We start from the raw sequence: 24,510 nt of genomic DNA on the forward strand, positions 1-24,510 counted from the left end.
TTTTCACTATATGAGAGTAGGCTATCCTGTCCGATGCGGTCAAGTAACAATACTGGTTTTTATGATGACGGTGCTTTTTTGTTCCTGTGACTCCCGCAGGGAAGAATCCCCTGTGATTCCGCCGGTGAATTACCCCCTTTCCCGTTTGTCCGTGGGATACGGAGTGGTGACCGCTTCGTATATCCATGTTCTCGCGGAACCAAAATCCGATGCGGCTTCCATGGGTTACGTGCGGCGGGGCTCCATTGTTGAGATCATGGAGCGGCGGCAGGTGCACCGTAACGGTGACTCGGAACCCTGGGTTTTGATTGAAGGAAGCTACAATGGCTGGCTTCAGGAGGCGAATATTCAGATTTACGACAATGAATCCCAGGCGAAAACCGCCGCGGAGAATCTGCGCTAAATGACAGGGACCATTCTGCTCTGGGTGGTGCCGCCCCTGGTGGGGGCCATCATCGGTTATGTGACCAACGCGGTAGCAATAAAGATGCTCTTCCGGCCGCTTAAGGAAATACGGGTTTTTAATATACGCCTTCCCTTTACCCCCGGGATACTGCCCAGGGAACGGCACAAACTCGCCGAAAGTATCGGAGCCATGGTGGAGCGGGAACTCCTTACCCCCGAGATTGTCCGCCAGCGGCTGCGGAAGGAGGAATTCCGGAAGAGTCTCCACGATTCGGTGGCCATGTATACGGAAAAACTTATTTCCACCCCCATTGGTGAACTCAGTTTCCGGGTTCCCCGGGAGGGGGAGGATGAAACCGTTTCGGGCTTGTCGGATATTTCCCGGTTTATTGCCATACTCCTCCGGGATTTTTTCGCGTCCCCGGCGTTTGCTACCTTCATCGACAAAATAGCTTCCAACGCGGCGGAACATTCCGGTGGTCGTAGCGTATCCGATATGCTGGGCCCGGAAAAGGCGGAAGCTTTTAAGGAAACCATAGAACGGGTTATCCGGGACGGGCTGCAGCGGTCGTCGGCCCAGGTTTCCTCATCCCTGGTCCCGGTGCTGGAAAAGGCTTTTCCCCATCTGGCGGATTCCCTGTTCGCCTTTCTGCGCCGCGAAGAGGTGCATTCGGAACTGGAACTCCACGGCCGCATCTTCCTGAACAACGCCATCCTCAAACTGAGCGCGTTCCAGCGGTTTTTTATTTCCGCCGCCCAATACGACAAAACCCTTCATGACCGGATGCCCGAGATAATCGACGATCTCATCCGCCAGCTCGAGGAACTGAGCCAGGATCCCGATACCCGGGAACGGCTTATTTATTTTACGAAGGATACCGTGGAACGGCTTCTGTCCGCGGAGGAATCCTCCGAACGTCTGGCGGGATTCCTTACGGCGGTGGTTTCGTCTTACCTCGACCAGCCGGTGGGGGAAATCATAAACCGCTGGACCGGGGGCGGCACCGTTTCCCTGGGTGAGAAAATCCTTGGGTTCGCCCGGAATTTCGCGGACAAGGATATGGGCCTTAAGATAGGCCAGACCATTGACCGGTTTCTTGAAAAACACCGGTCCGCGAGCCTCGCGGGGATCTTTTCCCTGAACCACGAAAAGAAGGATGCCATCGATACCTTTATCAGCGAGAAAATTCTTTCAGTCGCCGATGAGCGGACAACGACGATTCTCAATTCAATAAATATAAAAGCCATGGTGGTGGAACGGGTCGATTCTCTGGATATGCTCAGCGTGGAACAGATCGTCCTCGGTGTCATGGCGAACCAGCTCAAATGGATCAACGTCTTCGGCGCCATCCTGGGGGCTTTTATCGGTATTTTCCAGGCGCTTTTTTCCTGGATTATGCGGTAGGCTGAACGAAACGTATCAGGGACTCATCGACCCGGAGGCGCACTTTAGAACCTTCCGGCGGCAGCTCCATCCGGGGATCCGCTTCAATCGCAAGCAGGGTTTTATCCTGCAGCTCAACCTCCGAAAGTATCCGTTCACCCTGGAAAAGGCTTTTCCGGATTATCCCGGAAACGGCTGTTCCGTGCCTGCCGTTTTCTTCAAATCCCAGTGCGTCCCGGGGTACAAAGAGCAGCGGTTTCTCCGGATTAAGGGATGAAATATCCCGTACCCGCAGCCGGCCAAGGGGTGTTTCCGCCGCCACGGCCCGGTCGTTTCCTTCCAGAATCCTGCAGGGAAGCAGCTGGCCAAAACCGAAAAAGCGCGCCGCGAATTCCGTTTTTGGTTCCAGAAAGAGGTCCCGGCTCTTTCCTATTTCCGCAATGCTTCCCTGTGACATAAGGGCGATCCGGTCCCCGAGCATGGCAGCTTCCTCCCGGTCATGGGTAACGAAGATACAGGGAACCGGGGACTGTTTTCTTATTTCAAGGAATTCCTCCCGGAGCTCTTTTCTGAGGGGCGCGTCAAGGCTCGAAAATGGTTCGTCCAGAAGCAGCGCCCGGGGATCCTGGGCCAGCGCCCGGGCAATGGCGGCCCGCTGTTTTTCGCCCCCCGAAAGTGTCTGGATCCGGCGCCGTTCATACCCGGAAAGCCGGACGGTTTTGAGTTTTTCCGCCGCGGCTGCCCGGCGGACCGCCTTGGGGATTCCCCGGATAAAAAGTCCGTAGGTGACGTTTCTTCCCACATCGAGATGGGGAAACAGGGCCAGATCCTGGAAAACAACCGCGATATTCCGTTTCCACGGCGGCGCGGATTCAACGGATTTTCCGTCAATGGTTATGGCCCCCCGGTCGCCCTGGATGAGTCCCGCGATCAGGCTGAGGGCCGTTGTTTTGCCGCAGCCCGAGGGGCCGGCGAGGATGAGGGTTTCTCCGTCGCTGACCGAAAAATCGAGGGAAAGCGAAAAATCTCCGTATGTTTTTTCCAATTGGCGAACTTCAATGGACATGGTCTTTTTTTCTCCCTGTTTCCGCATCGGAAAGCAGGAAAGCTCCGATACAGCATAGTATTAATATGGTCCCCGCGGCGCAGGCTAAACCGTACCGGTAGGAACCGGCGGCCCGGTAGATAAACAGGGGCAGGGTCTCCCAATGGTCCATTCCGAGCATCAGAATGGCGTTTAGCTCCCCCAGGCTGATCGCCGCGGAGAACCCCCAGGCCGACCGGAGCCGTCCGAGGGAAATAGGGATGGCCACGGTTAAGGTGCGTTTGAATGGTCCCGCGCCGAATACGGCGGCGGCATTGAGGGTATTTCCGGGAACCGACCGGAGGCCTTCGGAGACCGAAAGATAGGCAAAGGGCAGGGCGGTCACGGCGTGGATGAGTGCCACCGCCAAGACCGAACGGGCATTGTCCCTGCCGTACAGGCTCAGCCAGCCCAGCCCGAGGACAACCCCGCTTGAGGCAAGCGGGGCGGTGGTGGCTACGCGGATAAGTCCCCTGAGAAGGCGGCTTTGGGAATTGACCGCCACCGCCGCTGCCCCGAGAACCGCCAGGACCGTTGCCGCCGTAGCGGACAGCACCGCGAGTATGACGGACCTTCCCAGGGCCGGTACAATGTTTTTCCCCATGGAAGCCCAGTACCGCAAAGAAAAAACCGGCGCCGCTGTCCGGGATGGTTTATAGAGGAACGATTCCAGGGGAACCGACAGTATGGGGCCGAGGATAAACATGACCATACAGAAACCGTAAATCCCGATAATTGTTTTATACAGACCGGAATAGTTCGGCCCGTCCATACCGCCGCGGTCCAGCTCAATTCCGTTTCCCGCCGCGCTTTTGGCTTTTCGGTCAAAATACAGGTAAAGCAGAAACACAAGTCCGGCAATGGCTGTTTCCGCCAGCGCCAGAATTCCGGCGCTTTGGTAATCCAGGGCAATCCGGGCGTACCGGTATATCTCCACCGACAAGGTCGTCGCCCCGGGGCCTCCGCCCAGGACGAGGATTACCGCAAAGCTGGTAAAACTGTACAGAAAGATGAGCAACGCCGCCGATACAACGGACGGCAATATTACCGGGAGTATGACCGTTGCAAACATGCGTACCGGGGATGCGCCCAAACTGGAAGCGGCCGGCTCATAGGCTTTCCGTGCCTGGGCAATGCCGTCTCCGGCCAGGCGGATGACTAAGGGAAAATTGTAAAACCCGTGGGCCAGTACAATGGCTGAAGGTTTGTAGAGAATCCTCAGGGGGCCTTCGGGAACGCCGCTGACAGCGGCAATAATCCTGTTGAGCCATCCGGCATTGCCGAAGAACAGTACGAACCCCAGGACCACCAGAATCGGCGGCATGGCAAAGGGAATGCTCGTCAGCGCCCGGAGGATACGCCGCCCCCGGAACCGGCCGGCTCCCGCGGCCACTGCCCCGGGAATTCCCAGGGACAATGCCAGGAGGGTACTCAGAAAAGCCTGCTTCAGGGTAAAGGCGACCACCCTGCGGAGAGCCGGGTCTCCCAGAAGGCTTGTCCCCGGTCCCGCGGTATCACCGGATAGCTGCTTTCCCCTGAATCCTCCGGCAAGGGCACTGATATAGGGCAGTATAAAAACACCCGCCACCGCTGCCAGGGGAAAAAGAGCAAGAATCCAGGAAATTACCCGTTCACCGGAGTAAAAATTCCGTTTCATCGTCCCGCTGTTTCGGTCATTACGGAGACCCATTCATTGAGATCCTGGGCGCTGACCGGAGCCGGCATAAAAGATCTGCTGCTTTTGGGATTTATTCTGAATGAATCAGGGAGGGGCATATCGATTACCGGGTACATCCAGTTCGTCGTGGGAATAACCTCCTGGAAAGCTTCGGACACCATAAAGTCCATAAACCGTCTGGCATTGGCCTTATGGGGCGCCGCGGCCAGGATTCCCGCTACTTCAACCTGGATAGGGTGGCCTTCGGTAAAAAGCGCGGTTTTATACCGTTCCGTGCCTTCGTATTCCAGGTGGTATCCCGGGCTGGTGGTGTAGGATAATACCAGGGGAGCTTCACCGGAGGTAAACAAGCCGTATCCCGAACTCCATCCTTCGGCGACCGTCAGAATCGATTGTCTGAGCCGCCGCCAGTAATCCTTCCATGCACTGCCGTATACTTCCTTGGTCCATGCTAAAAAGCCGAGCCCCGGGGACGATGTCCGGGGATCCATGAGAATTACCTTCCCGGCAAACTGCGGGAGGGTAAGGTCTTCGAGACTGGACGGCGGGACGGGAATCGCCTCGGAATCGTACACAAAGGCAAAATAGCTGTAATCCATGGGTATAAGCCGGTACTGTTCGTCAACCAGTACCTCCGGAAGTATCCGTTCCGCTCCGGCGGGAACATAGGCTTCCAGGAGGCCGGAGCCAATGGCTCTGTCCATCATATTCTGGTCAATTCCGAGGATGATATCTGCCTTGGCTGCGGCCCCTTCCAGAAGCAGCCGGGAAAGAATCTCCCCGGAATCCCCCTGGGATTCAAGGTTTACGATCAGTCCGGTTTCTTCCTCAAAACGCCGTTTGATTTCCGGCCCCGGCCCCCATTCGGATATAAATGAATCATAGGTCCAGACCGTTACAATACGGTTTTCATCCAGGACTTGGTCGCCGCTGCCGCCCGCGTAAACACCGGCGGCGGAAAAGAAACAGAAACCAAAGACAGCGAGAAAAAGGCCAATGGAAGCGGTATTCTTCCTGCGCATCATGGGATGCTCCTTACACTGACCGGATGGATGATGCATGATCGGTAAGCTGCGAGCCGCAGACGGAATCAGGCTATAGCGGATTCCCTTTGGGCTGTGTTCCCTTCGCCGGCATTATCCGGATCAGGTTCAGCGGGTATGATCTCAGGCATCGCATCAGAACCTGGGATCGCACAGGGCAATCCCGGCCGGATGGTCAACCACCCCGATATCGGTGTGATAATACTGAAATCATAGTCAAAGACCATCCCATCGTCAAGATGGGGCAGAGTCTTTTAAGCCGGAAAGCATCCGGGGATAACGGTACTGCGGGGCCTGCCAGAAGCATGGTGTTTTACCGGTAACGCGGGGTGTCGTATGAAAAGAAATCCCGCGGCGCGGTATTTTTTTCATACGACGGGACCCGCAGACACGGTATCCCCATGCATCTGTGCCGGGAGTTATTTATTCCGCCGGTGCCCTGCCGAGCTGCCCGCAGGCACCCGCAACGGAACGGCCTTTGCCGTACCGCCGGGTGACCCGGACAGACGCATTTTCAAGGTACCGCGCAAATCCGTCTGCTTCCCGGGTTCCGGGCTCCCGCAGGGGAATTCCGTCCAGGGCTGTTCCTTCCACGGGATTCCAGGGGATGAGATTTACAATTACATCAAGGCCTTGGGCAAAGGAGACCAGAGCCCGGGCATCCTCCGGACGGGTGTTGAGTCCCCCCAAAAGCACCGCTTCCAGGGTTATCCTGCCGGGCCTTTTTTCCTGGTAATACCGGAGGGCATCCTTCAAACCGGGGAGGGGATTGGTCCTGCTTATGGGCATGAGTTTGTCCCGCAGTTCACTGTCCGCGGCTGTAACGGAAACCGCCAGGCGGACGTCGGGGCCCTGATCGGCCAGATCCCGGATACCCTTTATTATGCCGCTGGTGGAAACGGTTATCCTCCGTTTAGAAAGTCCGATGCCGTCCGTATGCTCAATGATTCCGACCGCCCTTCTGAGGGCCTCGATATTGTGCAGCGGTTCTCCCATACCCATGACAACAATGTTGGATATACCGGGGTACAGGTTTCTGAGATGCAGGAACTGTTCAACAATTTCCGAGGCCGTAAGATTCCGCAGCAAACCAAGGGTGCCGGTTTTGCAGAATACGCAGCCCATGGCGCAGCCTACCTGTACGGAAAGGCAGGCTGTTTTTCTGCCTTCACCGTCCACCAGAAGCACCGACTCAACCATAGCGCCGTCGCTGAGGTGGATCTGCAGCTTAACGGTTCCGTCGGGATCTTCCAGCCTGGCAGCCACGGAGGTTGAATACAGGGAAAAACGGTTTTTCAGGTCATCCCGGAGGCTTAGGGGAAGGTCGGTCATTTCATCAAAGGAAACCGCTCCCCGGGCTATCCAGCGGAAAATCTGCCGGGCCCGGTACTGCGGATAGGATATAAGCTTTTCATGGAGTTCCTCAGGGAAAAAACCCGTGAAGCCGCCGGCGGAATCCATCAGGACCGGAGTTTATCCAGAAGCTCCGTAACGTAATTGTTGCGGATACCGTATTTCTGGAAGTCTCCAAGTATTTCAATGGCTTTGTTTTTATCGCCCTTTTTAATCCAGCAGTCCGCCAGTTCCGTATAAAGGCGGTAGTTTTTCGGATCCTGCTGGATTAGGCGTCCCAGGGATTCTATGGCTTCGTCGTACTTGCCCTGGGCTTTTGCCACCACCGCGAGTCCCAGGACGGCGTAGGTATCGAATTCTATGTTAAGAGCCCTGCGGTAATACTCGGTGGCCTTATCGTAATCATTGAGATTCCGGTAGGCATCGCCGGCCCGGGTCAGGATAACCTTGTTCCGGGGATCCTGCTCCAGGATACGGTTCCAGTATTCCAGGGAATGGTACTGCTGGTTCATCCCGCGGTAACAGTCCGCCAGGCCGAAGAGGGCGTAGAAGTTATAGGGATCCATCTGCAGGGCTTTCTCAAAATACTGGATGCCCTGCTCAAAGGTTTTAAGCTTGCGGTGGCAGTTTCCGATGGAGGTCAGCACCCTGATATCGACCCCGGTTTTATTGAGGGTGAGCATTTTTTCCCAGTAATAGAGGGCGTCCCGGTATTCCTTAAAATCATAGTGGAGGTGGCCGAGACCGATAATCGCGTACGGGTTGTTTTCTTCCATCTCGAGAACCCGGAGGTATACGGCCTTTGAGTTCTTAAAGTCCCGGACCTTGCGGTACGCGTCGGCGACCCTGGTCAGGACGGTAATATTCTTATCATCATGGAGAAGGTACTGTTCCCATATTTCTATGGCCTTGTGGTACTGGTTCAGGGCTTTGTAGCAGTCCGCCAGACCGAAGAGGGCATAGTTGTTTCCCGGGTGGTGGGAAAGACAGCGGCGGTAATATTCCACCGCATCCCGGAAGGCTCCCCGTTTGCGGGTCGCGTCCCCGAGCCCAACCAGGGCGTAGTTGTTATCCGGGTCGGCGTCAAGGATCTTTTTAAAGCAATCGATAGCCTCGCCGATCTTATTTTCCTTCAGCAGCTGATAGCCCTGTTTCGACAGTTCCGAGATTTCTGAGACATCGTCTTTTTCTTTTTCATCTATTATCGAAAGCACTGATTTTTCATCTTTTGCAGTACCGGACGGCGAATGCCCCATTTCATCACTCATTAAAATGATCCTCTTCTTCTTTTAGTAAATTGTGTATCAGATTTGATAATTGTGCAATAATAGGCTCGGATTTTTTTTTATCCGGAGCAATCCAATACATTCGAAGGGCATCCAAACTGCGTCCCTTGGACATATAATAATCACCGACCCGAACCAATCCGTCGGTATACCCGGTGGTTAGAAAAACCCGTCTGGCGCCTTCTATATCCCCATTATTAAATAGTATGTTTCCTTTCCGGTTAAGAGCCGCTTTTGTAGATCCTTCGATTTGGGGTTTTTGAACTGTTTTAATAAAAACATCCTGACCCTTGAATCTCTCAAAAACTTTTTTTTTATCCATAATTCTGCCCGAAAAATACCATATTTTTCAAGTAATATAAAATTATATTATATAAAACCGCAGTAAGACAAGACTTTTTTATATCGAAAACCATTCAAACTCCATTTTAGGAAAAAATACAAATATATAAATGTTATATTCCGCACAAAAAGGCTGAAAATCCCTCAGCTGCCGGGTTTTTCAAAAAAATCAACCACCGAACGGCCGTATTCCCGGCGTTCCCTGAGATCCAGCTGCAAAGAAGAACCGGGGTAATCTTCCCTGGGGCGGTGTATCAGCAGCAGGGAACCCGGTTCCATAAGGGACGATTCCGCGATTCCGCTGACTAATTCCCACTTGAACTTATACGGAAAAGGGGGATCGCAGAAAATAACATCAAAACTTCTCCGGGCCCGCTTAACATACAGTTCCGCGGCCATAAACCGGCATTGTATCCGGACCGGGGCAATGGAAACATTTTCCAGGAGGGTTCTGCGTTTAAGGGGGTCCATTTCGACAGCTTCCACGGGATCGGCGCCCCGGGACGCGGCTTCCAGGGCAATGATGCCCGAACCGGAAAATATATCAAGAAAGGATCGGCCCGAAAGATCCCCGAGCACCGCGAATACGGATTCCCGCATCCGGTCCATGGCGGGCCGTATTACTCCGGCCGGAACAGAAACATGCCTGCCCCGAAGGGACCCGCCGGTTATTCTCATGCGGCTACAGATCCTTTAAGAGTTCATTCAGTTCATCGGTACTGACGACCATGGGATCAATTTCTTCGCTGTCCCTGGGACGGGAGTCGTCAATAAGGCTTTTCCGGTTCGAGGACAGGTTTGCCATGGCCGCTACCCGGTCCTGGATAACGGGAAACTGGGCGACGGATATACTTCCGGACCCGTTGGCAATATCGGAGAGAAGCTCTTCAAACTGGGTTTCCGTTTCCCAGAGGTTATGGAGCTGCTCGGTCCGCTCAATAAGCTTATCATTTTTCATAAGCCCGTCGAGCAGCAAAGCCAGGGTCGCGTCGATAAAATCGAGATCATCCAGGGTTTTTTCCAGGAATATATCAGGATCGGCGTCAAGGAGAACTAAATCCCGGACCATTCTGATACGGACATTGAGAATGAATATATTGTCTTCAAAATTTATTCGTTTGTTCATGGTTTTCTACTTCAATATCGGCAAAGTAACGGCTTTAGGAAAGGTATTATTAGAATAAGCTCTCGTCAAGGTACAATCCCTCTGTATCCGGTTCCATATTTCATTGCCTGATAACACGGGTAATGCCGGCGCCTTTACCGGCTCATCTTGACCAATTCTGTTGATTCCGGTAATCTGTTAAATACCTCTTTGTCCGTCCGTGGGACGGACCATCAAACAAGTCCGTAAGGAGGGCCCATGCGTCAGTATGAGCTGACGGTTATTTTCCCCCTGGAAGATGACCAGCACAAAGCCGGCCGGGAGCAGCTGCTCGCCGACCTCACCGCAAACGGGGTGGAGATCGAAAAAACCGATGAAGTCGGGGACCGCGATCTTGCCTATGAAATCAACAAACGGAAACGGGGCAAATACGTCCTGTTCACCATCAAAGCCGATCCGGAAAAAATCGCGACCCTGGACCGGATTTTCAAACTTAACGCCAATATCGTAAAATATCTCTTCGTAAGAGTAGAAGAATAGGGGAAACCTATGGCCGATCTGAACCATGTAGTACTGATAGGAAGGCTCACCCGGGATGCGGAACTGAAGTATACCGCCAGCGGGCAGGCTGTCTGCAAATTCTCCATTGCCGTAAACCGCCGCAGGAAAAGCGGCGATCAATGGGTTGATGAGGCGAATTTTTTCGACATTGTCCTTTGGGGCCGGCAGGGGGAATCCCTGAATCAATACCTGGTAAAGGGAAAACCCGTCGCCATTGACGGTGAGCTCCGGCAGGACCGCTGGGAACAGGACGGCCAGAATCGTTCAAAAGTGGAAATAGTGGCGAACAATATTCAGCTACTCGGCGGGAGCCCCGGTGGGGGCGGCGGTAACGGCGGCGGCTATGAAAGCCGGAGTTCCGGTTACCAGGACCGCAGAGGTGACGCGCCCCAGGAAAGAGGTCCATCCGGTCAGGATGGGGGCGCCGATGACGGTTTCGCCGATGATATTCCCTTCTAAAAACTAAGGAGACGACTCATGTCCGATGAGAAATTTATAGAAAACGACCGTCCTCCCCGGCAGGACCGCGGCGGGATGGATATGATGGATGGCAGGGACGGCGACGACCGGAACGGCCGTGGCAAGGGAAAGGTTTATTTCAAGAAAAAGGTCTGCAAATTCTGCACCCAGAAACTTAAAATCGATTACAAGGATGCGGATGTGCTGCGCCGGTTTATAACCGAACGGGGAAAAATTCTTCCCCGGCGCATTACCGGTACCTGCGCAAAGCATCAGCGTTCTCTGGCACTGGCAATCAAACGGGCAAGGTCCATAGCGCTGCTTCCCTTCGTGGCCGATTAAAACCGGCTTCGGACAGATAATGTTTTCCCGGAATACGGCCACCCAGGGCCTGGTACCGGCGCTTATATGCGCCGTATCGTGCGTAGTGATAATCAGGACAGGTTTTCTGTCTCTGTTCTTCCTTCTTCCCCTGGGTATAGCCGCGTACTGCTACAGCCGAAGGATAGCCTGGTTCGCGGGGGCCGCGGCAATAGCAGGGAATACCCTGGCGGGAATAATCCTGGGAATCATCTCCGGGTACAGTATCCCCGTTATCCTTCTGGATGCCGGGTATTTTACGCTGCTGGTAGTGGTTTTCCTCTGGATAGTCGCGCCGCCGGTGAATGGTCCCGCCTTTATGCGGATCTCCGGTGCGTACCGCATCGTCGCCGGTTCCGTCCTGGTATTCGCGGGAATGATCCCGGCGGCGTACCTGCTGCGGGACAGTTCGGGAATGTACAAATCCATCATGGATCAGGCTGAAATGCTGGCGTCCCTGTACCGGGCCTCAATGGCCGGTGACGCGGTGGAGCGGTCTATTTCGGAACAGTACGTCACCGCCGAGGCTATCCTGCAGGGACTGTCCTATGTGGCGGTCCGCGGCGCGGGCATCGCGTCGTGTATGGTATTTCTGTTTTTCAGCCGCCAGGCCGCGCTGATTGTGACGTGGTTTGTCCGCCATGAACGGCCCGGGGGAAACCTTATGGCATTCCACGCCGCTCCGAAGATGATTTGGGTGCTTTCCATATCGCTTCTTGGGGTGATCCTGGGGCTTTCCGTTAAAATCGCGGCCCTGGAAATCGCGGCATGGAATATACTGGTAATATGCGCTATGATCTATCTGGCCCAGGGCGGTGGAATACTGCTGTTCTTTCTGTCCAGGCCCGGGGTACCGCCCATGCTGCGGTTCCTGCTGAATTTTTTCCTGATTATGCTGATTTTCAGCCCGGGAATAAACATTGGTGTTCTGGTAATCCTGGTTCTGCTGGGAATTGCCGAAAACTGGATACCCTTTAGGGTACCCAAGATAAACGGATCATCCTCTACTCCGGGGATGTGAATACGGCGCTGTCGTATTCTTAATTTTTTTGCGGCGGACAACGGTTCCGCCGGTGAGGAGCTTGATTATGAAGGTAATTTTAAACAAGGATTTGGCACCCCTGGGTGAAGAAGGGGATGTTAAGGATGTCGCCCGGGGATACGCCCGGAACTATCTTTTTCCCCGGGGAATCGCGCTTCCCTATACGGAAAGCACCATAAAACTCTTTGAATCCAGAAAAGAGGAAATTGAAGCCCGGAAGTCCCAGAAGCGCCAGGACGCCGCGGGGCTCAAAGAGAAAATTGAAGCCCTGGAAATCATCATCACCATGCCCGCCGGTCCCAACGGTAAGCTCTACGGCGCCGTGACGAGCCAGACCGTGGCGGATGAACTGGCCAAACAGGGATATCAGATTGAACGCAAGCGGGTAGAGGTTCCCGGAAACCACTTCAAGAGCGTGGGCAAGTACAAAGTTACGGTAAAGCTGTATGAAAGCGCCTCCGCGGAGCTGAATATTACCATTCAGGGACAGCCGGTTAAGGAAGAATCCCGGGCTCCCGCGGCGGATCACCGAAGGGACCGGCGGCGTCCGGACCAGGCTGAAGCCGCTGCCGAAACCGCGGCGGAACCCCAGGCTGAGGAGCAGCCCGCCGAAGCGGCAGCCGCTGAGATTGAATCCCAGCCCGCTGCTGAAACCGGCGGCGCCGAAAGCGCGGAACAGGAAGACAACACCTCTTCGGAAGCATAACAATCCATGGCAGGGTCACAGCTTAAGGATAAAATTCCGCCCCATAATGACGAAGCCGAGCAGGCCACTCTGGGGGCGCTCCTTCTCGATGAGGACGCTGTGGCCACTGCCATACAGTATCTCCGGCCGGAGGATTTTTACTCAAACGCCAACCGGCGGGTTTTCCACGCGATTTTAAACCTGTACAACAAGGGCCTCAAGGCGGATATAATCACCGTGACGGAAGAACTCCGGCAGAGCGGTGAACTCGATCAGGCCGGAGGCCCGGCGTACGTCGCGTCCCTCACTAATGTGGTCCCCTCCAGCGCCAATATCGACTACTACGCAAAAATCGTGCAGGACGGATCCCTCAGGAGAAACCTCCTTAAGGTTTCCGGCGAAATCAACGTCAAGTCCTACGATGAATCCATGGAATCGCGGCTTATCCTTGAGGAAGCCCAGCAGCGTATTTTTGATTTAACCGAAGGCCGCCAGACTCTTACATTCAAAAGCGCCAAAGAAATAATCCCCAAGACCATTGAGACCATTGAAAGGCTGTACCATTCCAAGGAAGCCTTTACCGGTGTCCCCTGCGGCCTGAACGATCTTGACGCGCTGACCAGCGGCTTCCAGAAATCCGAGCTGGCGATAATCGGCGCCCGTCCTTCGGTGGGGAAAACCGCGCTGGCCCTTACCATGGCGGCCAACATAGCAATAAACGATAAAATACCCACGGCGTTTTTTACATTGGAAATGTCCGATATGGCCCTTATGCAACGGCTTATTTCCAGCGAAGCCAGGATTGAATCAAACAAAATCCGGACCGGGCTTCTCAAGCCCAGCGACTTCCACAGTCTCATGGAGGCCGCCGGCCGGATCTACGACGCCCCTCTGTACATCGTCGATATGCCGAATATGAAACTCCTTGACCTGCGGGCTCAGGCCCGGCGGCTCAAGGCCCAGCAGCATATTGAAATCATATTCATTGATTACCTCACCCTGATCAGTTCCGAAAATTACCAGATACCCCGGCATGAGCAGATAGCCGAAATATCCCGGTCCCTGAAAAGTCTTGCCCGGGAACTGGATATTCCCGTGGTGGCCCTGTCCCAGGTCCGGCGGGATGCCGAAGGCAAACGGCCGACTCTTTCGGATATCCGCGAATCCGGCTCCATTGAACAGGACGCGGACCTGGTTATGTTTCTTCACCGGGAGCGTGAATCGGATAAGAAAACCTCCGAAGCCGAACAGTCAAAGGTTATTCAGACCGAACTCATCATCGCGAAACAGCGCAACGGGCCGGTCGGTACCGTGGACATCGCATTTCTGCCCCGGTATACGAAATTTGAAAATTTCTCCCGCTCAGGTTAAAACTATAGTAATACACCCTAATAACCCGCTTATGCTCAAGGAGATACTATGGCGTTTATTGACAATTACGATTTTGAAGTCCTGGTTAACGAAGCCGAAAAACTGGTGCTCACGGAACTGGGTAAACAGCTTGAAAATTACGATAAAGAAATCTGCCGCTGCGGCGACTGTGTGCTCGACATGGCCGCAATGGCCCTTAATTCGGTAAAGCCCCTGTACAGAGTCTCGCTTCTGGGAACATTGTACGCATCCCATGCCATGGATGAAGAAGACTACGCCAAAAGCATACGGGAAGCGGTTTCAGCCGCCATAGAAAAAGTCAGGAAAAACCCTTCCCACGACTGAATCGATAACACGGTTCAGCGGATACCCCGCACGGTTCCGCGGACCGAATCTTCATGGGTAACCGACAGAATCCATTCATTGGAATAAATCCGGAGACTGGCCAGGATTTCTCCGCTGTGGGGATTGTGCCAGGTTATATTCCCATCCTCGTCGATGGCTATAATACTGACAGCGCCGTCAACCAGCTTTACCGGAAGCCCGGGGCTCCGCTCAAAGGTTCTGAAACCTCCCGCGGAATTGTAGATCGTCGCACCGTCGCCGCCGAGGGTTGTCGCCAGGGAGCCGGCACATTCCGCAATTCCAAATGACGTATCTTCACCCTGGTATTCAACCAAAGGACGGGAATCCGCGGGATTGGATGTTTGCAGCGTTATTATTCTGGTAAGTACGTTGCCCGGATTCTGGTCCACCGCCGCGCCGTATAAGCGGCCGCTGGCTCCCCGGTAAACCCGGGCTCCGATGGAAGCGGGGTAGTTTAAGGGCACGGTTTCTCCGGTCCCGGTATCCACCATTAAAAACGGCGTATTGCCGGTGACACCGCTCCTGCCGATGATAATATTGCGGTCGTCAACGAAGGCCGTGTCCAGAGCCCCGATGGATGAATAGCTGTACAGCTTCTTCCCGTCCTCCAGGGACAGAATGGTGATATTGCCCATCACATCGAGAAACAAAGCCCTGCTGCCCAATACAGAAGCCGCCCTAAGGGGGAACTGCATGGGGAGTTCATCCATGGCCATAAGTATTTCCGATGAATTGCGCAGGATCGGTACATAGCGGGAATTATCCTGCCAGAGAAGGAACCGTTCTTCAGATGCCGCTTCCGTTCCGGGTCCTTTGGTATCAGCCGTTATATGGGTATAGGTTCCGGCGTCCTCAAAGAGGATGGCTGTGCCGCTTTCCAGGGAATAAAAATCAAGGGGGATAAACCCTATGGTTCCGTCATTGTTCATCAGGGCTAAGGTATTGCCCGAGGCGGCGGCTTCGCGGACCGTAACCGGCCGGCGGTTCTGCATAACCCGGGTGGTGCCGCTCTGCAGGTTTACCCGCAGCTGTCCGTCATCACAGCCCAGGACGAGATCATTCCCGGACATAACCGCGGAACTGATCCTTGGGACAGACGATGAGAACGTCCTCCGGGTCCGGATTTCGAGGCGGCCGGTATTGGAAATCCTGAAGCGGATCATTCTGCCGGTATCACCCTGGGCGCTGAGACAGATAAATTCGGTGCTTTCCGGGTTGATGGAAATCAGGGAGCCTTCCCTGATTTCGCTGTTCCTTCCGAGAACTGTTCCGGATGTGGCGTCAAAAACAACAAGTCCCTCATAGTCGAATCCCGCGAAAAAGCGGTTGTTGCTGAACAGGATAGGGCTGGTAATGTTTTCGGTCACCGAAAGTCTGCGGAGGGTTTCTCCTGTTTCAAGGTTCCAGTAGGAAAGCTGGCCCTGCGGGGAATAGCAGATCATAGAACGTTCCGATTTGCCCGTTGCCGCAAAGGTAACCGTTCCGGTCAGCCCATCCGGGCTCTGGAGCTGGGTTCCCCGTTCCGGGTCCAGAAACACCACACCGGTTCTGCCGCTCCGGGCAACGATAAGAAAATTACCCCCGGCGGAGTAGGATATGTATGAAATAGGGTCTTTGAACCGCAGGGTATAAAATTTTCTTTTTGATTCGTAATCCCAGACCGATATCCGGTACAGCCCCATGCCGTCGGTTTCGGCAACGGCAATCTGTGTTTTGTCCGGCCTCCGGGCCATGGCTATTATAGAAAAGGCACTCAGCTGGAAACGGTCCACCGCGGCGTTCTGGGATACATTCCATACGCCGAGAAAACCGTCCTCACCGGCGCTTAAAATAGTCCGGTCGCCGCCCTCGATAAGAGCGCTCACAGGACCGTTATGGGGACCGCTCAGGCTGCGGTTTGCGGCGGTTCCCTGGGAAAGCGTTCTCGACTGAGCGCCGGCTGAAACGAGAACGGCCAGGAATACCGCTGCGGTCAAAATACCAGCCCGGGTCCGGCAAAAAATCATAGCAGTTCCTCCGGGCGCATTATATTCTGGATGGAAAGGTAGTTCCGTATTCTCAGGGAATTGAACAATTCGGATTTCGGGTGCTTTTTATATTCCGCCAGTTTTTTTTCATAAAGCTCGGCGGGGATACGGCTTACGGCGACTTCATCGTCCCGGATCCCCATAAGGTGGTATTCCAGGGCGTCGGGGGACCTGTTCTGGTACCACATGGTGATTTCCCGGTCGGGGTAGTTCTCCTCGGCTTTTACGAGAACGTAGTACTTAAGGGCTTCAACCACCGCCGGCTCCAGCCCGTCCCGGAGCATGGCTATCCGTTCCGCCATTTCCGGGTAGCTGATCAGTGTTTCCGTGTCGGGGGGATCTTTTTTTCTCCGGTAAAACTGGCCCCGTTCGGTTTCGGGAAGCACCTCGTACCGGACTTTTTTTGAAGGCCAGACCACGGTCAGGGGGAATTCCGGTTTGTGTTTTTTTTCGCAGGAAGGGCAGGTGTAATTCATGAAACTGCCGTCCATAATTTCGTCAATTATTTCGGAATCGGTATCCAGATTAATTTCATCCGGAACTTCAACATCGAATGAATTGTCGCAGGGACAGGGTATTTTGCGTTTCACGCTGACTCCTTTGGACCCGCGGGTGCCGGGTTATTTCCGTCCTGCCAGAAACAGGATATCGCCGAATACGGCAAAAATCATCAGTCCGAAGATAAGAACCACCCCTACCATCTGGAACGCGTACACCGCTTTGGGGTTGAGGGGTTTCCGTCTGATGCCTTCAATTATAAAAAGAACAATCATACCGCCATCAAGCACCGGAATGGGAAGCAAATTCATAATACACAGAGAAATTGAAATGAGCGCCAGGAAATTTGCCATGGAACTCAGTCCCGCTCCGAAACTTTCCCCGAATCCTTCGGTGGCGATATCCCCCACCATATAGGTTATCCGCACGGGCCCGGAAACGGCCTGGGTCAGGTCAACTCCCTTAAAAAGAAGGGCCAGGCTTTTTACCGAAAGGCTGAAGGTCTTCCAGGTTTCCGCGGCTCCCTTAACTATGGCCTGTACCGGAGAGAGCCGGGGTGTATGGTATGTGATGGTTTTGAAATTAAAACCCAAATCAACGGATCCGTCATCCTTGTATGCCAGCACCAGATCGGTCTGCATTTCCTGTCCGCCCCGCTCGAAATCCACGGTGAGCACCGACGGGCTCGACTGCATGATGGGCATAAGCGCCACGGAATACGGGAGATCCTGGCCGTTTATTCTGAGTATCCGGTCATCCGGCCGGAGTCCCGCGATGGATGCCGGGGTTCCCTCCGTCACGGAGCCGACCACCGGATCGGTCCAGAAATATACCCCGATTTTGCCCGCGCCGCTGGAACGGTCCATGGACGGGGTAATCGCAAGATTAACGATTGTTCCGTCCCGGTCAACTTTAACCGAGAGTTCCTTCAGCGCGTTGGGGGCGATGGATTCCTGAATACCATGGTAATTTTCGATAGTTTTCCCGTTGATTTCGATAATACGGTCACCGCTGAGCAGTCCCGCTTCATCCGCCGGATAGTCGGCCCCGGCGTCGATATCCGAAACAAGAACAATCCGGTTGTCCAGGGTATTTACCTCAAAACCGACTCCCCAGATAACGATAAATATCAGAACCGCGAAGATGATATTGGCGAAGGGGCCGGCAAAGGAAACGACAATGCGGCGCCAGGGACTGGCACCGTAAAAGGTTCCCTTGTTTTTTGATATTTCACTCTGGTTGTTGGTCAGGGCTTCCTGGTATTCATTTTCACCCTTCATCTTGCAGTAACCGCCGATGGGAAACATTCCCAGGCGGTATTCCACGGCGCCGATCTTTTTTTTGAGGATCGGCTTTCCCCATCCGATGGAAAAAGCCTCGACTTCGATACCCATAAGCCGGGCCGCAATAAAATGTCCCAGTTCATGGACAAAAACAACGACCCCAAGGCCGATTAATCCCAGTATGATTTTTACTAATAGCATCCGTATTTCTCCGATATATAAGTCTGTGCCGTTTCTCTGGCTTTTTTGTCAGCGTTTAAAATAGAATTTAATGAATCATCCCGGTCCTGCCAATCATTTTGAAGCACCGCGGAGGTTATTTCCGGAATCGCAGTAAAGGCTATCTTCCCGGAAAGGAACGCCGCCACCGCTTCCTCATTGGCGGCGTTGTACGCCGCCGGATAACAGCCTCCTAGGCGGGCCGCGCTGTACGCCAGGGGCAGCATGGGAAACTTTTCGGAATCCGGTTTCTCAAATTCCAGGGTTAATCCGGAAAATGACAGCCGCCCGAATCCGCAGTAAGCGCACTCCGGCCAGTACAGGGCGTTATGAATGGGATGACGCATATCCGGTTTGGAAAGCTGCGCGTATACCGCGCCGTCCCGCAGCCGCACCATGGAATGGACCACACTCTGGGGATGGACCACCACGGTAAGGCTGCCGGGGTCAATACCGAACAGCCGGACCGCTTCGATTACCTCAAGGCCTTTGTTGGCCATGGTCGCCGAATCGATGGTAATTTTAGGTCCCATACTCCAGGTGGGATGGGCGAGGGCCTCTTTGGGGGTAATCGCCGCCATGGACCCGGCGCTCCGTTTCCTGAAAGGCCCACCCGAGGCTGTTAGGAGAATTTCCTCAATACAGCCGCTTCCGTGGGCTTCGATAAGGTTGAATATGGCGGAATGTTCCGAATCCACGGGCAGCAGTTTTACGCCGTTCTTTTCGGCGGCGGCGAAAACCAGGGGGCCCGCCATAACAACGGTTTCCTTGTTTGCCAGGGCGAGGTCTGCCCGGTTTTCCAGGAGCGCCAGGGATGGCTTGAGCCCCGCGGCGCCGGCAATGCCGTTGACCCCGATTTGGGGCCCCGTTTCGGCTATGGCCCGCAGCAGCCCATCTTCTCCGAAGAAACGGATGCCGGGATACTCCTGAGGTTTTTGGGGAGTCCCGGAAAGGGCGAGGACAGCGCCGGGGAATTCACTTCCTAGCCGGATGAGTTCTTCGGCGTTTACATGGGAACTGAGAAGCACCACTTCGAAACGGTCCCGGTCCGCCCGGATTACATCCAAAGTGCTTCTGCCGATTGAACCGGTGGCCCCGAGGACCGCTACCCGTTTTTTCATGAATACCTTTTCTGGTGCCCTGTTACAGGAAAAGAAGCCAGTACAGGGAATAGAATACCGGAGCCGCCAGTGAAATTGAGTCAATGGTATCGAGAACCCCGCCGCGGCCGGGTATTATTGAGCCCGAGTCTTTGATATTGGAACTCCGCTTCAGCGCCGATTCCGCCAGGTCCCCCAGGGATCCGGCGGCGCCGGTGAACAGTCCCAGGATAATTCCCGCCGCGACCGACGGTATCGCAGTCGCCGTAAAGGCCGAAGGAACAAAAATCGTGCCGCCGATTCCGATCAGGATGGATCCGGCGAATCCCCCGGCGAACCCCGCGATGCTCTTGTTGGGACTGGCCGCGATGATGCCCCGGTTGCCCCTGCCGAAGAGCATACCCACCGCCCACGCGAGGGAATCATTGGCAATGACCGTAAGCAGGAACATCAGCAGAATCATGGTCGCGTTGGGAAGCCGGCCCATACGGATTATCCAAACCATAAACAGTCCGGGGTATATCATGATGGAAAAACCGCTGGATACAATGTCGATTACATCGGTTAATTTTGCTTCCGACAGGAATATTCTGGAAACAAGCAGCCAGGATGCCCCGAAAATAAAGGCCGCGGGTATCACCTCTCCGCCGAACCCGAAACTGACCGAAATTGTGGCCGCCAAAGGTCCCAGTGCTCCGAGGATAATAACCTCCGGCAGTAAAATGCCTTTTTTCTTCCGCTTCAGCATATCGGAAAATTCCAGTGATCCCAGAACACTGAGAATTATTACTGCGATATTGACCGCAAGATGGTTTTTTTGCGGAAGAAGCACCACAATGCAGACCACCAGGGGGAGACCGACGGCAAACATTAAAAGGCGCTGAACCAATTTTTTCATTTATTCACTCCGCCAAACCGGCGCTCCCGTTTCTGAAATTCCATGACAGCCTTTTCAAAATCCTTTTTTGTCCAGTCAGGCCACAGTTTATCCGAAATATAGTATTCCGAATAGGCGGTTTCCCACAAAAGGAAGTTGCTTGTCCGGAACTCACCTCCGGTCCGGATAATGAGATCCGGGTCGGGAACTTCCGGATTGTCCAGGTTTTTTCCGATCAGCTCCTGGGTCAGGTTTTCCGGATTGACCGGGCCGTTCCGCAGCATACGGCGGACCGCCCGGACTATTTCGTCCCTGCCGCCGTAGTTAAGCGCCAGGATAACCGTAAGTCCCTCGAAATCCCTGGTATCCTCACAGACATCGCGGATTTCCCGGGCAATGTCAGGGGGCAGGGTATCCATATCCCCGGCGTGAAGGATTTTTATCCGGTTTTTCCGGAAAAAGTTGAGTTCCGCCTTAAGGTACTGTTTTACCAGTCCCATTATATAGTTTACTTCTTCGGCGGTCCGTTTCCAGTTTTCCGTGGAAAATACATAAAGACTGAGGTACCGTATTCCCAGATCCGCGGCGGCCTGAACAGCCTTTTTCGCCGCTTTAAGCCCTTCAAGGTGGCCCTGGGTGCGTATTTGATTCCGTTTTTTTGCCCACCGGCCGTTGCCGTCCATAATTATGCCCACATGGGCGGGAACCGGATGGCCGCCGGATTTCGGTTCGGAAGAAGCCATTACACTTCCATTATTTCTTTTTCTTTTTCTTCCAGAATTTGGTTGATTTTATTTATATATGTGTCGGTGACCTTCTGAAGTTCTTCGGTGTTCCGGGATTCCTCATCCTCGGTAAGTTCACCGTCCTTCAGCAGTTTTTTCAGCTCATCGTTTCCGTCCCGGCGGATGTTGCGGATGGCCACCCGGCTCTGTTCGGCCTGGTTTTTCCCCTGTTTTACCAGTTCTTTGCGCCGCTCTTCGGTCAAAGGCGGGATCGAAATACGGATTACCTTGCCGTCATTGGAGGGGTTTAAGGATAATTCCGAACTCCGGATCGCCTTTTCGATTTCACCGATCATGGCCTTGTCCCAGGGCTGGATGACAATAAGTCTGGCCTCGGGGATGGAGATGTTTGCCACCTGGTTGAGCGGGGATTTATCGCCGTAATAATCAACTTTAATTTTATCAAATAAAGAAACCGAAGCCCGCCCGGTTCTGAGGACGGCAAATTCATCGGTAAGATTCGCTATGGTTTTCTTCATCCGTTCTTCCGATGACGTTATTACACTGTGCATATCCATCTCCTTGATACAAAAGAGGGATGCAGGGCCCGGCCCCGCATCCCCAACAGGTTACTGTCCTACCTTAAAATATACGTAATCGTTGATGCTGAGTTTCGCGCCAACCTGTTTGCCTATATCTTCGGTAACCTTTGCCACGGTGAGTTTTTCATCCTTAACATACCCCTGGTCCATGAGGCAGATATCCGAAAGGTATTTGTTTATTTTACCCTGAAGGATATTGTCGATGACCCCGGCGGGTTTGCCTTTCATTTTTTCGTCCTGTTCCATCTGCTTGCGGAAGATTTCTTCCTGTTCCTTGATAAAGGAAGGATCAATCTTGCTCCGGTCCAGAGCCATGGGGTTGAACGCGGCGATATGGAGGGCCAGGCTGAAGGCGAAATCCTTTACACAATCCTGGGAAAGGGCTTCGGGCTTGTCGGCGCCGACTTTGACCACCACACCGATATTGCCGTCCCCGTGAATGTACTGGCTCATGTATTCATTGGCATCGGCTTTGACTACCCGGATGCGTTTTAAACTCATGTTTTCCCGGATTTTCGTGGCCAGATCGGTCACCATGGAACTGAGTTCATCGTTTATTTCGGAATAGCCTTTTTCAAGAACCTTGTCGGCGATCTGTCCGCCCAGGGCGATAAAATCGGGGTTCCGGGCGACAAAATCCGTTTCCGAGGCAAGTTCCACCAGAACGGCGGTATTGTCCTTGATTTTAATGAAAATTTTCCCTTCGTTCGTTGCCCGGTCGGCCCGTTTTTCAACCGCCGCGAGGCCTTTTTCCTTCAAAAATTTTTCAGCCGCCGCAAAATCACCTTCGCTGGCAACCAGGGCATTTTTGCATTCCATCATTCCTGCTCCGGTTTTTTCCCGGAGATTTTTTACATCGGATGCTTTTATTTCCACAGCAGAACTCCTTACAAATCAGATTAATCGTTACAAGCCATCGGGTTACGGGGATCAGTCCTCGCCGTAAACCTTATCCACATCCACCGGCAGTTCGTCTTCCTCGTCGGCGGCGGGTTCTTCGGTGACGGCAGCGGGCACGGCGTCGGCGGAATAGGAAGCGATGTCTATTTCCTCATCCTCTTCCTTAACCGAAGCGTCGGTCACGACTTCTTCAGTTTCTTCGTCCTCATCGCCGAGGGTTTCGATGATTTTGAGGCCCGCCTCGTTATCGGCTTCGACCACCGCGTTGGCTATGATCTGCGTAAAGAGGGTGATCGCCCGGATAGCGTCATCATTGCCCGGAATGGGGTAGTCTATCCCTTCGGGATTGCAGTTGGTGTCCACCACGGCAACAATGGGAATCCCCATGCGCTGGGCTTCGGCCACGGCGATACCTTCTTTTCTGGTATCAATGATGAAGAGAATCCCGGGAAGTTCCTTCATTTCCTTAATGCCGCCCAGGTTTTTCTGCAGTTTAGCCCGTTCTTTGCCCAGGGACGCAATTTCTTTCTTGGTAAGGTTTTCGAAGGTTCCGTCCACTTCCATCTTTTCGAGTTTCTTGAGACGGAGCAGAGATTTTTTTATGGTAACGAAGTTGGTAAGCATACCGCCGAGCCAGCGGTTATTTATGTAGTACATACCGCAGCGTTCGGCTTCCTTCTGGATCGCCTGCTGGGCCTGTTTTTTGGTTCCCACAAAAAGAACCGTTTTGCCGGAAGCTACGGTTTTGCGTACCGCTTCGTAGGCATCCTTGATCGCCTGGATGGTTTTCTGAAGATCGATGATATGGATACCATTCCGTTCCGCGAAGATATACTTCTTCATCCGCGGATCCCAGCGTTTTACCTGGTGGCCGAAATGCACCCCCGATTCGAGCAGGCTTTTCATTGTAACAACAGCCAAAATTTCCTCCCGCGTTTGCAGACTATTCACTCAAAAACAAACCCCAGACACAGAGGATGATTCCTAGGAGTGGGGGATTGTCAGCTGGAGCGCCGTCTGCGACGCCTTCCCTGTATCTCACCGCCCGGAGGCGGCGGAAAATATGAACGGTTCAGGCCCCGTAGGGATAACCATTCTCTCTTAGCATGACATAAAAATCGTGAATTGGCAACCCCACCACGGAACTGTAGGATCCCCGGATCTCGGAAATGAAACACGCTCCCATTCCCTGGATTTTATACGCCCCGGCCACTCCCTGCCATTCTCCGGTATTGAGGTACCATTCGATTTCATCGTCGGATATCCGGGAAAAAACCACCGCTGTTTCCTGGGACCGGATATCCGTAGTCCTGGTCTGGCCGTTGAACAGGGCCGCGGCGGTCACCACCGTATGCTCTCGGCCGCGGAAACGGCTGAGCATGGCTTTTGCGTCTTCACGGTCCTTGGGTTTGCCGAAAATTTCTCCGTCCAGGGTGACCACCGTGTCCGCGCCGACTATCCACGGCGGCAGCCGCCCTTTAAGAACGTCGATTACTTCATTTACCTTTTTCTCGGCCAGCTGTTCCGCCTGCTCCCGTGGGCTCAAGCCCGGTGTGAGGGTTTCTTCGCCCCTGGCTACCATGATACTGAAGGGTATCCCCAGAAGCCGCAGATATTCCTGTCTGCGCAAAGACCCGGAAGCTAAAATAAGAGGATCCATCTGAAAACACCCCTGTATTAAAAGTATGGGATAAAACTTGCCCCATTTAGTTAGGTTCATTGTAACGTAACTTTCCGGATACCTCTATACCTTTA

At 53.8% G+C, this 24,510-nt stretch carries 27 protein-coding genes; 9 read left to right on the forward strand and 18 right to left on the reverse strand.

What is annotated here, in order from left to right; genetic code table 11:
* The first annotated feature begins 61 nt into the window (after positions 1-61).
* Both JFL75_RS03805 and JFL75_RS03810 read left to right on the forward strand, forming a co-directional pair.
* Positions 62-403: a hypothetical protein gene (locus JFL75_RS03805; RefSeq protein WP_223292757.1), complete on the forward strand. Its 342-nt coding sequence runs from the start codon at positions 62-64 to the stop codon at positions 401-403.
* Positions 404-1,810 carry a DUF445 family protein gene (locus JFL75_RS03810; RefSeq protein WP_215625371.1) on the forward strand — a complete coding sequence of 469 codons (1,407 nt, stop codon included), beginning with the start codon at positions 404-406 and terminating at the stop codon, positions 1,808-1,810.
* On the opposite strand, the gene JFL75_RS03815 is transcribed toward JFL75_RS03810, so the two are convergent.
* From JFL75_RS03815 to JFL75_RS03850, 8 genes are all read right to left on the reverse strand, one after another.
* Positions 1,800-2,855: an ABC transporter ATP-binding protein gene (locus JFL75_RS03815; RefSeq protein WP_215625372.1), complete on the reverse strand. Its 1,056-nt coding sequence runs from the start codon at positions 2,853-2,855 to the stop codon at positions 1,800-1,802. The two genes, JFL75_RS03810 and JFL75_RS03815, sit on opposite strands and share 11 nt — an antisense overlap.
* Positions 2,845-4,563 (reverse strand): ABC transporter permease, encoded by a 1,719-nt coding sequence (locus JFL75_RS03820; protein ID WP_215625373.1) that lies wholly within the window; start codon positions 4,561-4,563, stop codon positions 2,845-2,847. Before JFL75_RS03820 ends, JFL75_RS03815 begins: the two co-directional genes overlap by 11 nt.
* The gene (locus tag JFL75_RS03825) at positions 4,527-5,576 is read right to left on the reverse strand and encodes a thiamine ABC transporter substrate-binding protein (RefSeq protein WP_215625374.1); all 1,050 of its coding nucleotides are present in this window, start codon (positions 5,574-5,576) and stop codon (positions 4,527-4,529) included. Before JFL75_RS03825 ends, JFL75_RS03820 begins: the two co-directional genes overlap by 37 nt.
* Positions 5,577-6,017: 441 nt before the next feature.
* Positions 6,018-7,055, reverse strand: a complete 1,038-nt coding sequence (gene rlmN, locus JFL75_RS03830) for a 23S rRNA (adenine(2503)-C(2))-methyltransferase RlmN (protein WP_215625375.1) — start codon at positions 7,053-7,055, stop codon at positions 6,018-6,020.
* The gene (locus JFL75_RS03835; protein ID WP_215625376.1) at positions 7,055-8,215 is read right to left on the reverse strand and encodes a tetratricopeptide repeat protein; all 1,161 of its coding nucleotides are present in this window, start codon (positions 8,213-8,215) and stop codon (positions 7,055-7,057) included. Before JFL75_RS03835 ends, rlmN begins: the two co-directional genes overlap by 1 nt.
* On the reverse strand, positions 8,208-8,555 hold the full coding sequence (locus JFL75_RS03840) for a hypothetical protein (protein WP_215625377.1): 348 nt from the start codon (positions 8,553-8,555) through the stop codon (positions 8,208-8,210). The genes JFL75_RS03835 and JFL75_RS03840 overlap by 8 nt, the downstream gene beginning before the upstream one ends.
* 164 nt (positions 8,556-8,719) lie before the next feature.
* Positions 8,720-9,253 carry an RsmD family RNA methyltransferase gene (locus tag JFL75_RS03845; protein WP_215625378.1) on the reverse strand — a complete coding sequence of 178 codons (534 nt, stop codon included), beginning with the start codon at positions 9,251-9,253 and terminating at the stop codon, positions 8,720-8,722.
* A 4-nt stretch (positions 9,254-9,257) separates the two neighbouring features.
* Positions 9,258-9,701, reverse strand: a complete 444-nt coding sequence (locus JFL75_RS03850; RefSeq protein ID WP_215625379.1) for a hypothetical protein — start codon at positions 9,699-9,701, stop codon at positions 9,258-9,260.
* Positions 9,702-9,938: 237 nt separating this feature from the next.
* On the opposite strand from JFL75_RS03850, the gene rpsF reads away from it, so the two are divergent.
* The 7 genes from rpsF to JFL75_RS03885 all read left to right on the forward strand — a co-directional run bounded on the left by rpsF (position 9,939) and on the right by JFL75_RS03885 (position 14,503).
* Positions 9,939-10,220, forward strand: a complete 282-nt coding sequence (gene rpsF, locus JFL75_RS03855) for a 30S ribosomal protein S6 (protein ID WP_215625380.1) — start codon at positions 9,939-9,941, stop codon at positions 10,218-10,220.
* Between the two features lie 9 nt (positions 10,221-10,229).
* Positions 10,230-10,700, forward strand: coding sequence for a single-stranded DNA-binding protein (locus JFL75_RS03860; protein ID WP_215625381.1), 471 nt, complete (start codon positions 10,230-10,232; stop codon positions 10,698-10,700).
* Positions 10,701-10,718: 18 nt separating this feature from the next.
* Positions 10,719-11,042, forward strand: a complete 324-nt coding sequence (rpsR, locus tag JFL75_RS03865) for a 30S ribosomal protein S18 (protein ID WP_215625382.1) — start codon at positions 10,719-10,721, stop codon at positions 11,040-11,042.
* 19 nt (positions 11,043-11,061) lie between these two features.
* The gene (locus tag JFL75_RS03870) at positions 11,062-12,081 is read left to right on the forward strand and encodes a YybS family protein (RefSeq protein WP_215625383.1); all 1,020 of its coding nucleotides are present in this window, start codon (positions 11,062-11,064) and stop codon (positions 12,079-12,081) included.
* A 67-nt stretch (positions 12,082-12,148) separates the two neighbouring features.
* The gene (rplI, locus tag JFL75_RS03875; protein WP_215625384.1) at positions 12,149-12,808 is read left to right on the forward strand and encodes a 50S ribosomal protein L9; all 660 of its coding nucleotides are present in this window, start codon (positions 12,149-12,151) and stop codon (positions 12,806-12,808) included.
* Between the two features lie 6 nt (positions 12,809-12,814).
* On the forward strand, positions 12,815-14,158 hold the full coding sequence (gene dnaB / locus JFL75_RS03880) for a replicative DNA helicase (RefSeq protein ID WP_215625385.1): 1,344 nt from the start codon (positions 12,815-12,817) through the stop codon (positions 14,156-14,158).
* Positions 14,159-14,206: 48 nt separating this feature from the next.
* The gene (locus JFL75_RS03885; protein ID WP_215625386.1) at positions 14,207-14,503 is read left to right on the forward strand and encodes a late competence development ComFB family protein; all 297 of its coding nucleotides are present in this window, start codon (positions 14,207-14,209) and stop codon (positions 14,501-14,503) included.
* Positions 14,504-14,517: 14 nt separating this feature from the next.
* Here the strand turns inward: JFL75_RS03885 and JFL75_RS03890 are convergent, their stop codons facing one another.
* The 10 genes from JFL75_RS03890 to JFL75_RS03935 form a co-directional block, all read right to left on the reverse strand.
* The gene (locus tag JFL75_RS03890; RefSeq protein ID WP_215625387.1) at positions 14,518-16,530 is read right to left on the reverse strand and encodes a WD40 repeat domain-containing protein; all 2,013 of its coding nucleotides are present in this window, start codon (positions 16,528-16,530) and stop codon (positions 14,518-14,520) included.
* Positions 16,527-17,141, reverse strand: coding sequence for a CpXC domain-containing protein (locus tag JFL75_RS03895; RefSeq protein WP_215625388.1), 615 nt, complete (start codon positions 17,139-17,141; stop codon positions 16,527-16,529). Before JFL75_RS03895 ends, JFL75_RS03890 begins: the two co-directional genes overlap by 4 nt.
* A gap of 30 nt (positions 17,142-17,171) precedes the next feature.
* Positions 17,172-18,533: an RIP metalloprotease RseP gene (rseP, locus tag JFL75_RS03900; protein ID WP_215625389.1), complete on the reverse strand. Its 1,362-nt coding sequence runs from the start codon at positions 18,531-18,533 to the stop codon at positions 17,172-17,174.
* Complete coding sequence (gene dxr / locus JFL75_RS03905) at positions 18,524-19,672, reverse strand: 1-deoxy-D-xylulose-5-phosphate reductoisomerase (RefSeq protein ID WP_215625390.1); 1,149 nt, start codon at positions 19,670-19,672, stop codon at positions 18,524-18,526. Before dxr ends, rseP begins: the two co-directional genes overlap by 10 nt.
* 22 nt (positions 19,673-19,694) lie before the next feature.
* Complete coding sequence (locus tag JFL75_RS03910; RefSeq protein ID WP_215625391.1) at positions 19,695-20,549, reverse strand: phosphatidate cytidylyltransferase; 855 nt, start codon at positions 20,547-20,549, stop codon at positions 19,695-19,697.
* The gene (uppS, locus tag JFL75_RS03915; RefSeq protein ID WP_215625392.1) at positions 20,546-21,271 is read right to left on the reverse strand and encodes a polyprenyl diphosphate synthase; all 726 of its coding nucleotides are present in this window, start codon (positions 21,269-21,271) and stop codon (positions 20,546-20,548) included. The genes JFL75_RS03910 and uppS overlap by 4 nt, the downstream gene beginning before the upstream one ends.
* Complete coding sequence (frr, locus tag JFL75_RS03920) at positions 21,271-21,825, reverse strand: ribosome recycling factor (protein ID WP_215625393.1); 555 nt, start codon at positions 21,823-21,825, stop codon at positions 21,271-21,273. The genes uppS and frr overlap by 1 nt, the downstream gene beginning before the upstream one ends.
* Positions 21,826-21,882: 57 nt before the next feature.
* A complete protein-coding gene (tsf, locus tag JFL75_RS03925; RefSeq protein ID WP_215625394.1) occupies positions 21,883-22,731 on the reverse strand; it encodes a translation elongation factor Ts in 849 nt (282 codons plus the stop codon).
* Positions 22,732-22,785: 54 nt separating this feature from the next.
* Positions 22,786-23,676 carry a 30S ribosomal protein S2 gene (gene rpsB / locus JFL75_RS03930; protein WP_215625395.1) on the reverse strand — a complete coding sequence of 297 codons (891 nt, stop codon included), beginning with the start codon at positions 23,674-23,676 and terminating at the stop codon, positions 22,786-22,788.
* A 151-nt stretch (positions 23,677-23,827) separates the two neighbouring features.
* Positions 23,828-24,415 (reverse strand): Maf family protein, encoded by a 588-nt coding sequence (locus JFL75_RS03935; protein ID WP_215625396.1) that lies wholly within the window; start codon positions 24,413-24,415, stop codon positions 23,828-23,830.
* Between the last annotated feature and the right edge of the window lie 95 nt (positions 24,416-24,510).

The organism is Breznakiella homolactica (genome assembly GCF_016616095.2).
Lineage (GTDB): Bacteria > Spirochaetota > Spirochaetia > Treponematales > Breznakiellaceae > Breznakiella > Breznakiella homolactica.

Excerpts from the sequence above, each read along its gene's own strand:
- JFL75_RS03805 (WP_223292757.1), top strand. The coding sequence starts at position 62 with ATGATGACGGTGCTTTTTTGTTCCTGTGACTCCCGCAGGGAAGAATCC.
- JFL75_RS03810 (WP_215625371.1), top strand. The coding sequence starts at position 404 with ATGACAGGGACCATTCTGCTCTGGGTGGTGCCGCCCCTGGTGGGGGCC.
- JFL75_RS03815 (WP_215625372.1), bottom strand. The coding sequence starts at position 2,855 with ATGTCCATTGAAGTTCGCCAATTGGAAAAAACATACGGAGATTTTTCG.
- JFL75_RS03820 (WP_215625373.1), bottom strand. The coding sequence starts at position 4,563 with ATGGGTCTCCGTAATGACCGAAACAGCGGGACGATGAAACGGAATTTT.
- JFL75_RS03825 (WP_215625374.1), bottom strand. The coding sequence starts at position 5,576 with ATGATGCGCAGGAAGAATACCGCTTCCATTGGCCTTTTTCTCGCTGTC.
- rlmN (WP_215625375.1), bottom strand. The coding sequence starts at position 7,055 with ATGGATTCCGCCGGCGGCTTCACGGGTTTTTTCCCTGAGGAACTCCAT.
- JFL75_RS03835 (WP_215625376.1), bottom strand. The coding sequence starts at position 8,215 with ATGAGTGATGAAATGGGGCATTCGCCGTCCGGTACTGCAAAAGATGAA.
- JFL75_RS03840 (WP_215625377.1), bottom strand. The coding sequence starts at position 8,555 with ATGGATAAAAAAAAAGTTTTTGAGAGATTCAAGGGTCAGGATGTTTTT.
- JFL75_RS03845 (WP_215625378.1), bottom strand. The coding sequence starts at position 9,253 with ATGAGAATAACCGGCGGGTCCCTTCGGGGCAGGCATGTTTCTGTTCCG.
- JFL75_RS03850 (WP_215625379.1), bottom strand. The coding sequence starts at position 9,701 with ATGAACAAACGAATAAATTTTGAAGACAATATATTCATTCTCAATGTC.
- rpsF (WP_215625380.1), top strand. The coding sequence starts at position 9,939 with ATGCGTCAGTATGAGCTGACGGTTATTTTCCCCCTGGAAGATGACCAG.
- JFL75_RS03860 (WP_215625381.1), top strand. The coding sequence starts at position 10,230 with ATGGCCGATCTGAACCATGTAGTACTGATAGGAAGGCTCACCCGGGAT.
- rpsR (WP_215625382.1), top strand. The coding sequence starts at position 10,719 with ATGTCCGATGAGAAATTTATAGAAAACGACCGTCCTCCCCGGCAGGAC.
- JFL75_RS03870 (WP_215625383.1), top strand. The coding sequence starts at position 11,062 with ATGTTTTCCCGGAATACGGCCACCCAGGGCCTGGTACCGGCGCTTATA.
- rplI (WP_215625384.1), top strand. The coding sequence starts at position 12,149 with ATGAAGGTAATTTTAAACAAGGATTTGGCACCCCTGGGTGAAGAAGGG.
- dnaB (WP_215625385.1), top strand. The coding sequence starts at position 12,815 with ATGGCAGGGTCACAGCTTAAGGATAAAATTCCGCCCCATAATGACGAA.
- JFL75_RS03885 (WP_215625386.1), top strand. The coding sequence starts at position 14,207 with ATGGCGTTTATTGACAATTACGATTTTGAAGTCCTGGTTAACGAAGCC.
- JFL75_RS03890 (WP_215625387.1), bottom strand. The coding sequence starts at position 16,530 with ATGATTTTTTGCCGGACCCGGGCTGGTATTTTGACCGCAGCGGTATTC.
- rseP (WP_215625389.1), bottom strand. The coding sequence starts at position 18,533 with ATGCTATTAGTAAAAATCATACTGGGATTAATCGGCCTTGGGGTCGTT.
- dxr (WP_215625390.1), bottom strand. The coding sequence starts at position 19,672 with ATGAAAAAACGGGTAGCGGTCCTCGGGGCCACCGGTTCAATCGGCAGA.
- JFL75_RS03910 (WP_215625391.1), bottom strand. The coding sequence starts at position 20,549 with ATGAAAAAATTGGTTCAGCGCCTTTTAATGTTTGCCGTCGGTCTCCCC.
- uppS (WP_215625392.1), bottom strand. The coding sequence starts at position 21,271 with ATGGCTTCTTCCGAACCGAAATCCGGCGGCCATCCGGTTCCCGCCCAT.
- frr (WP_215625393.1), bottom strand. The coding sequence starts at position 21,825 with ATGCACAGTGTAATAACGTCATCGGAAGAACGGATGAAGAAAACCATA.
- JFL75_RS03935 (WP_215625396.1), bottom strand. The coding sequence starts at position 24,415 with ATGGATCCTCTTATTTTAGCTTCCGGGTCTTTGCGCAGACAGGAATAT.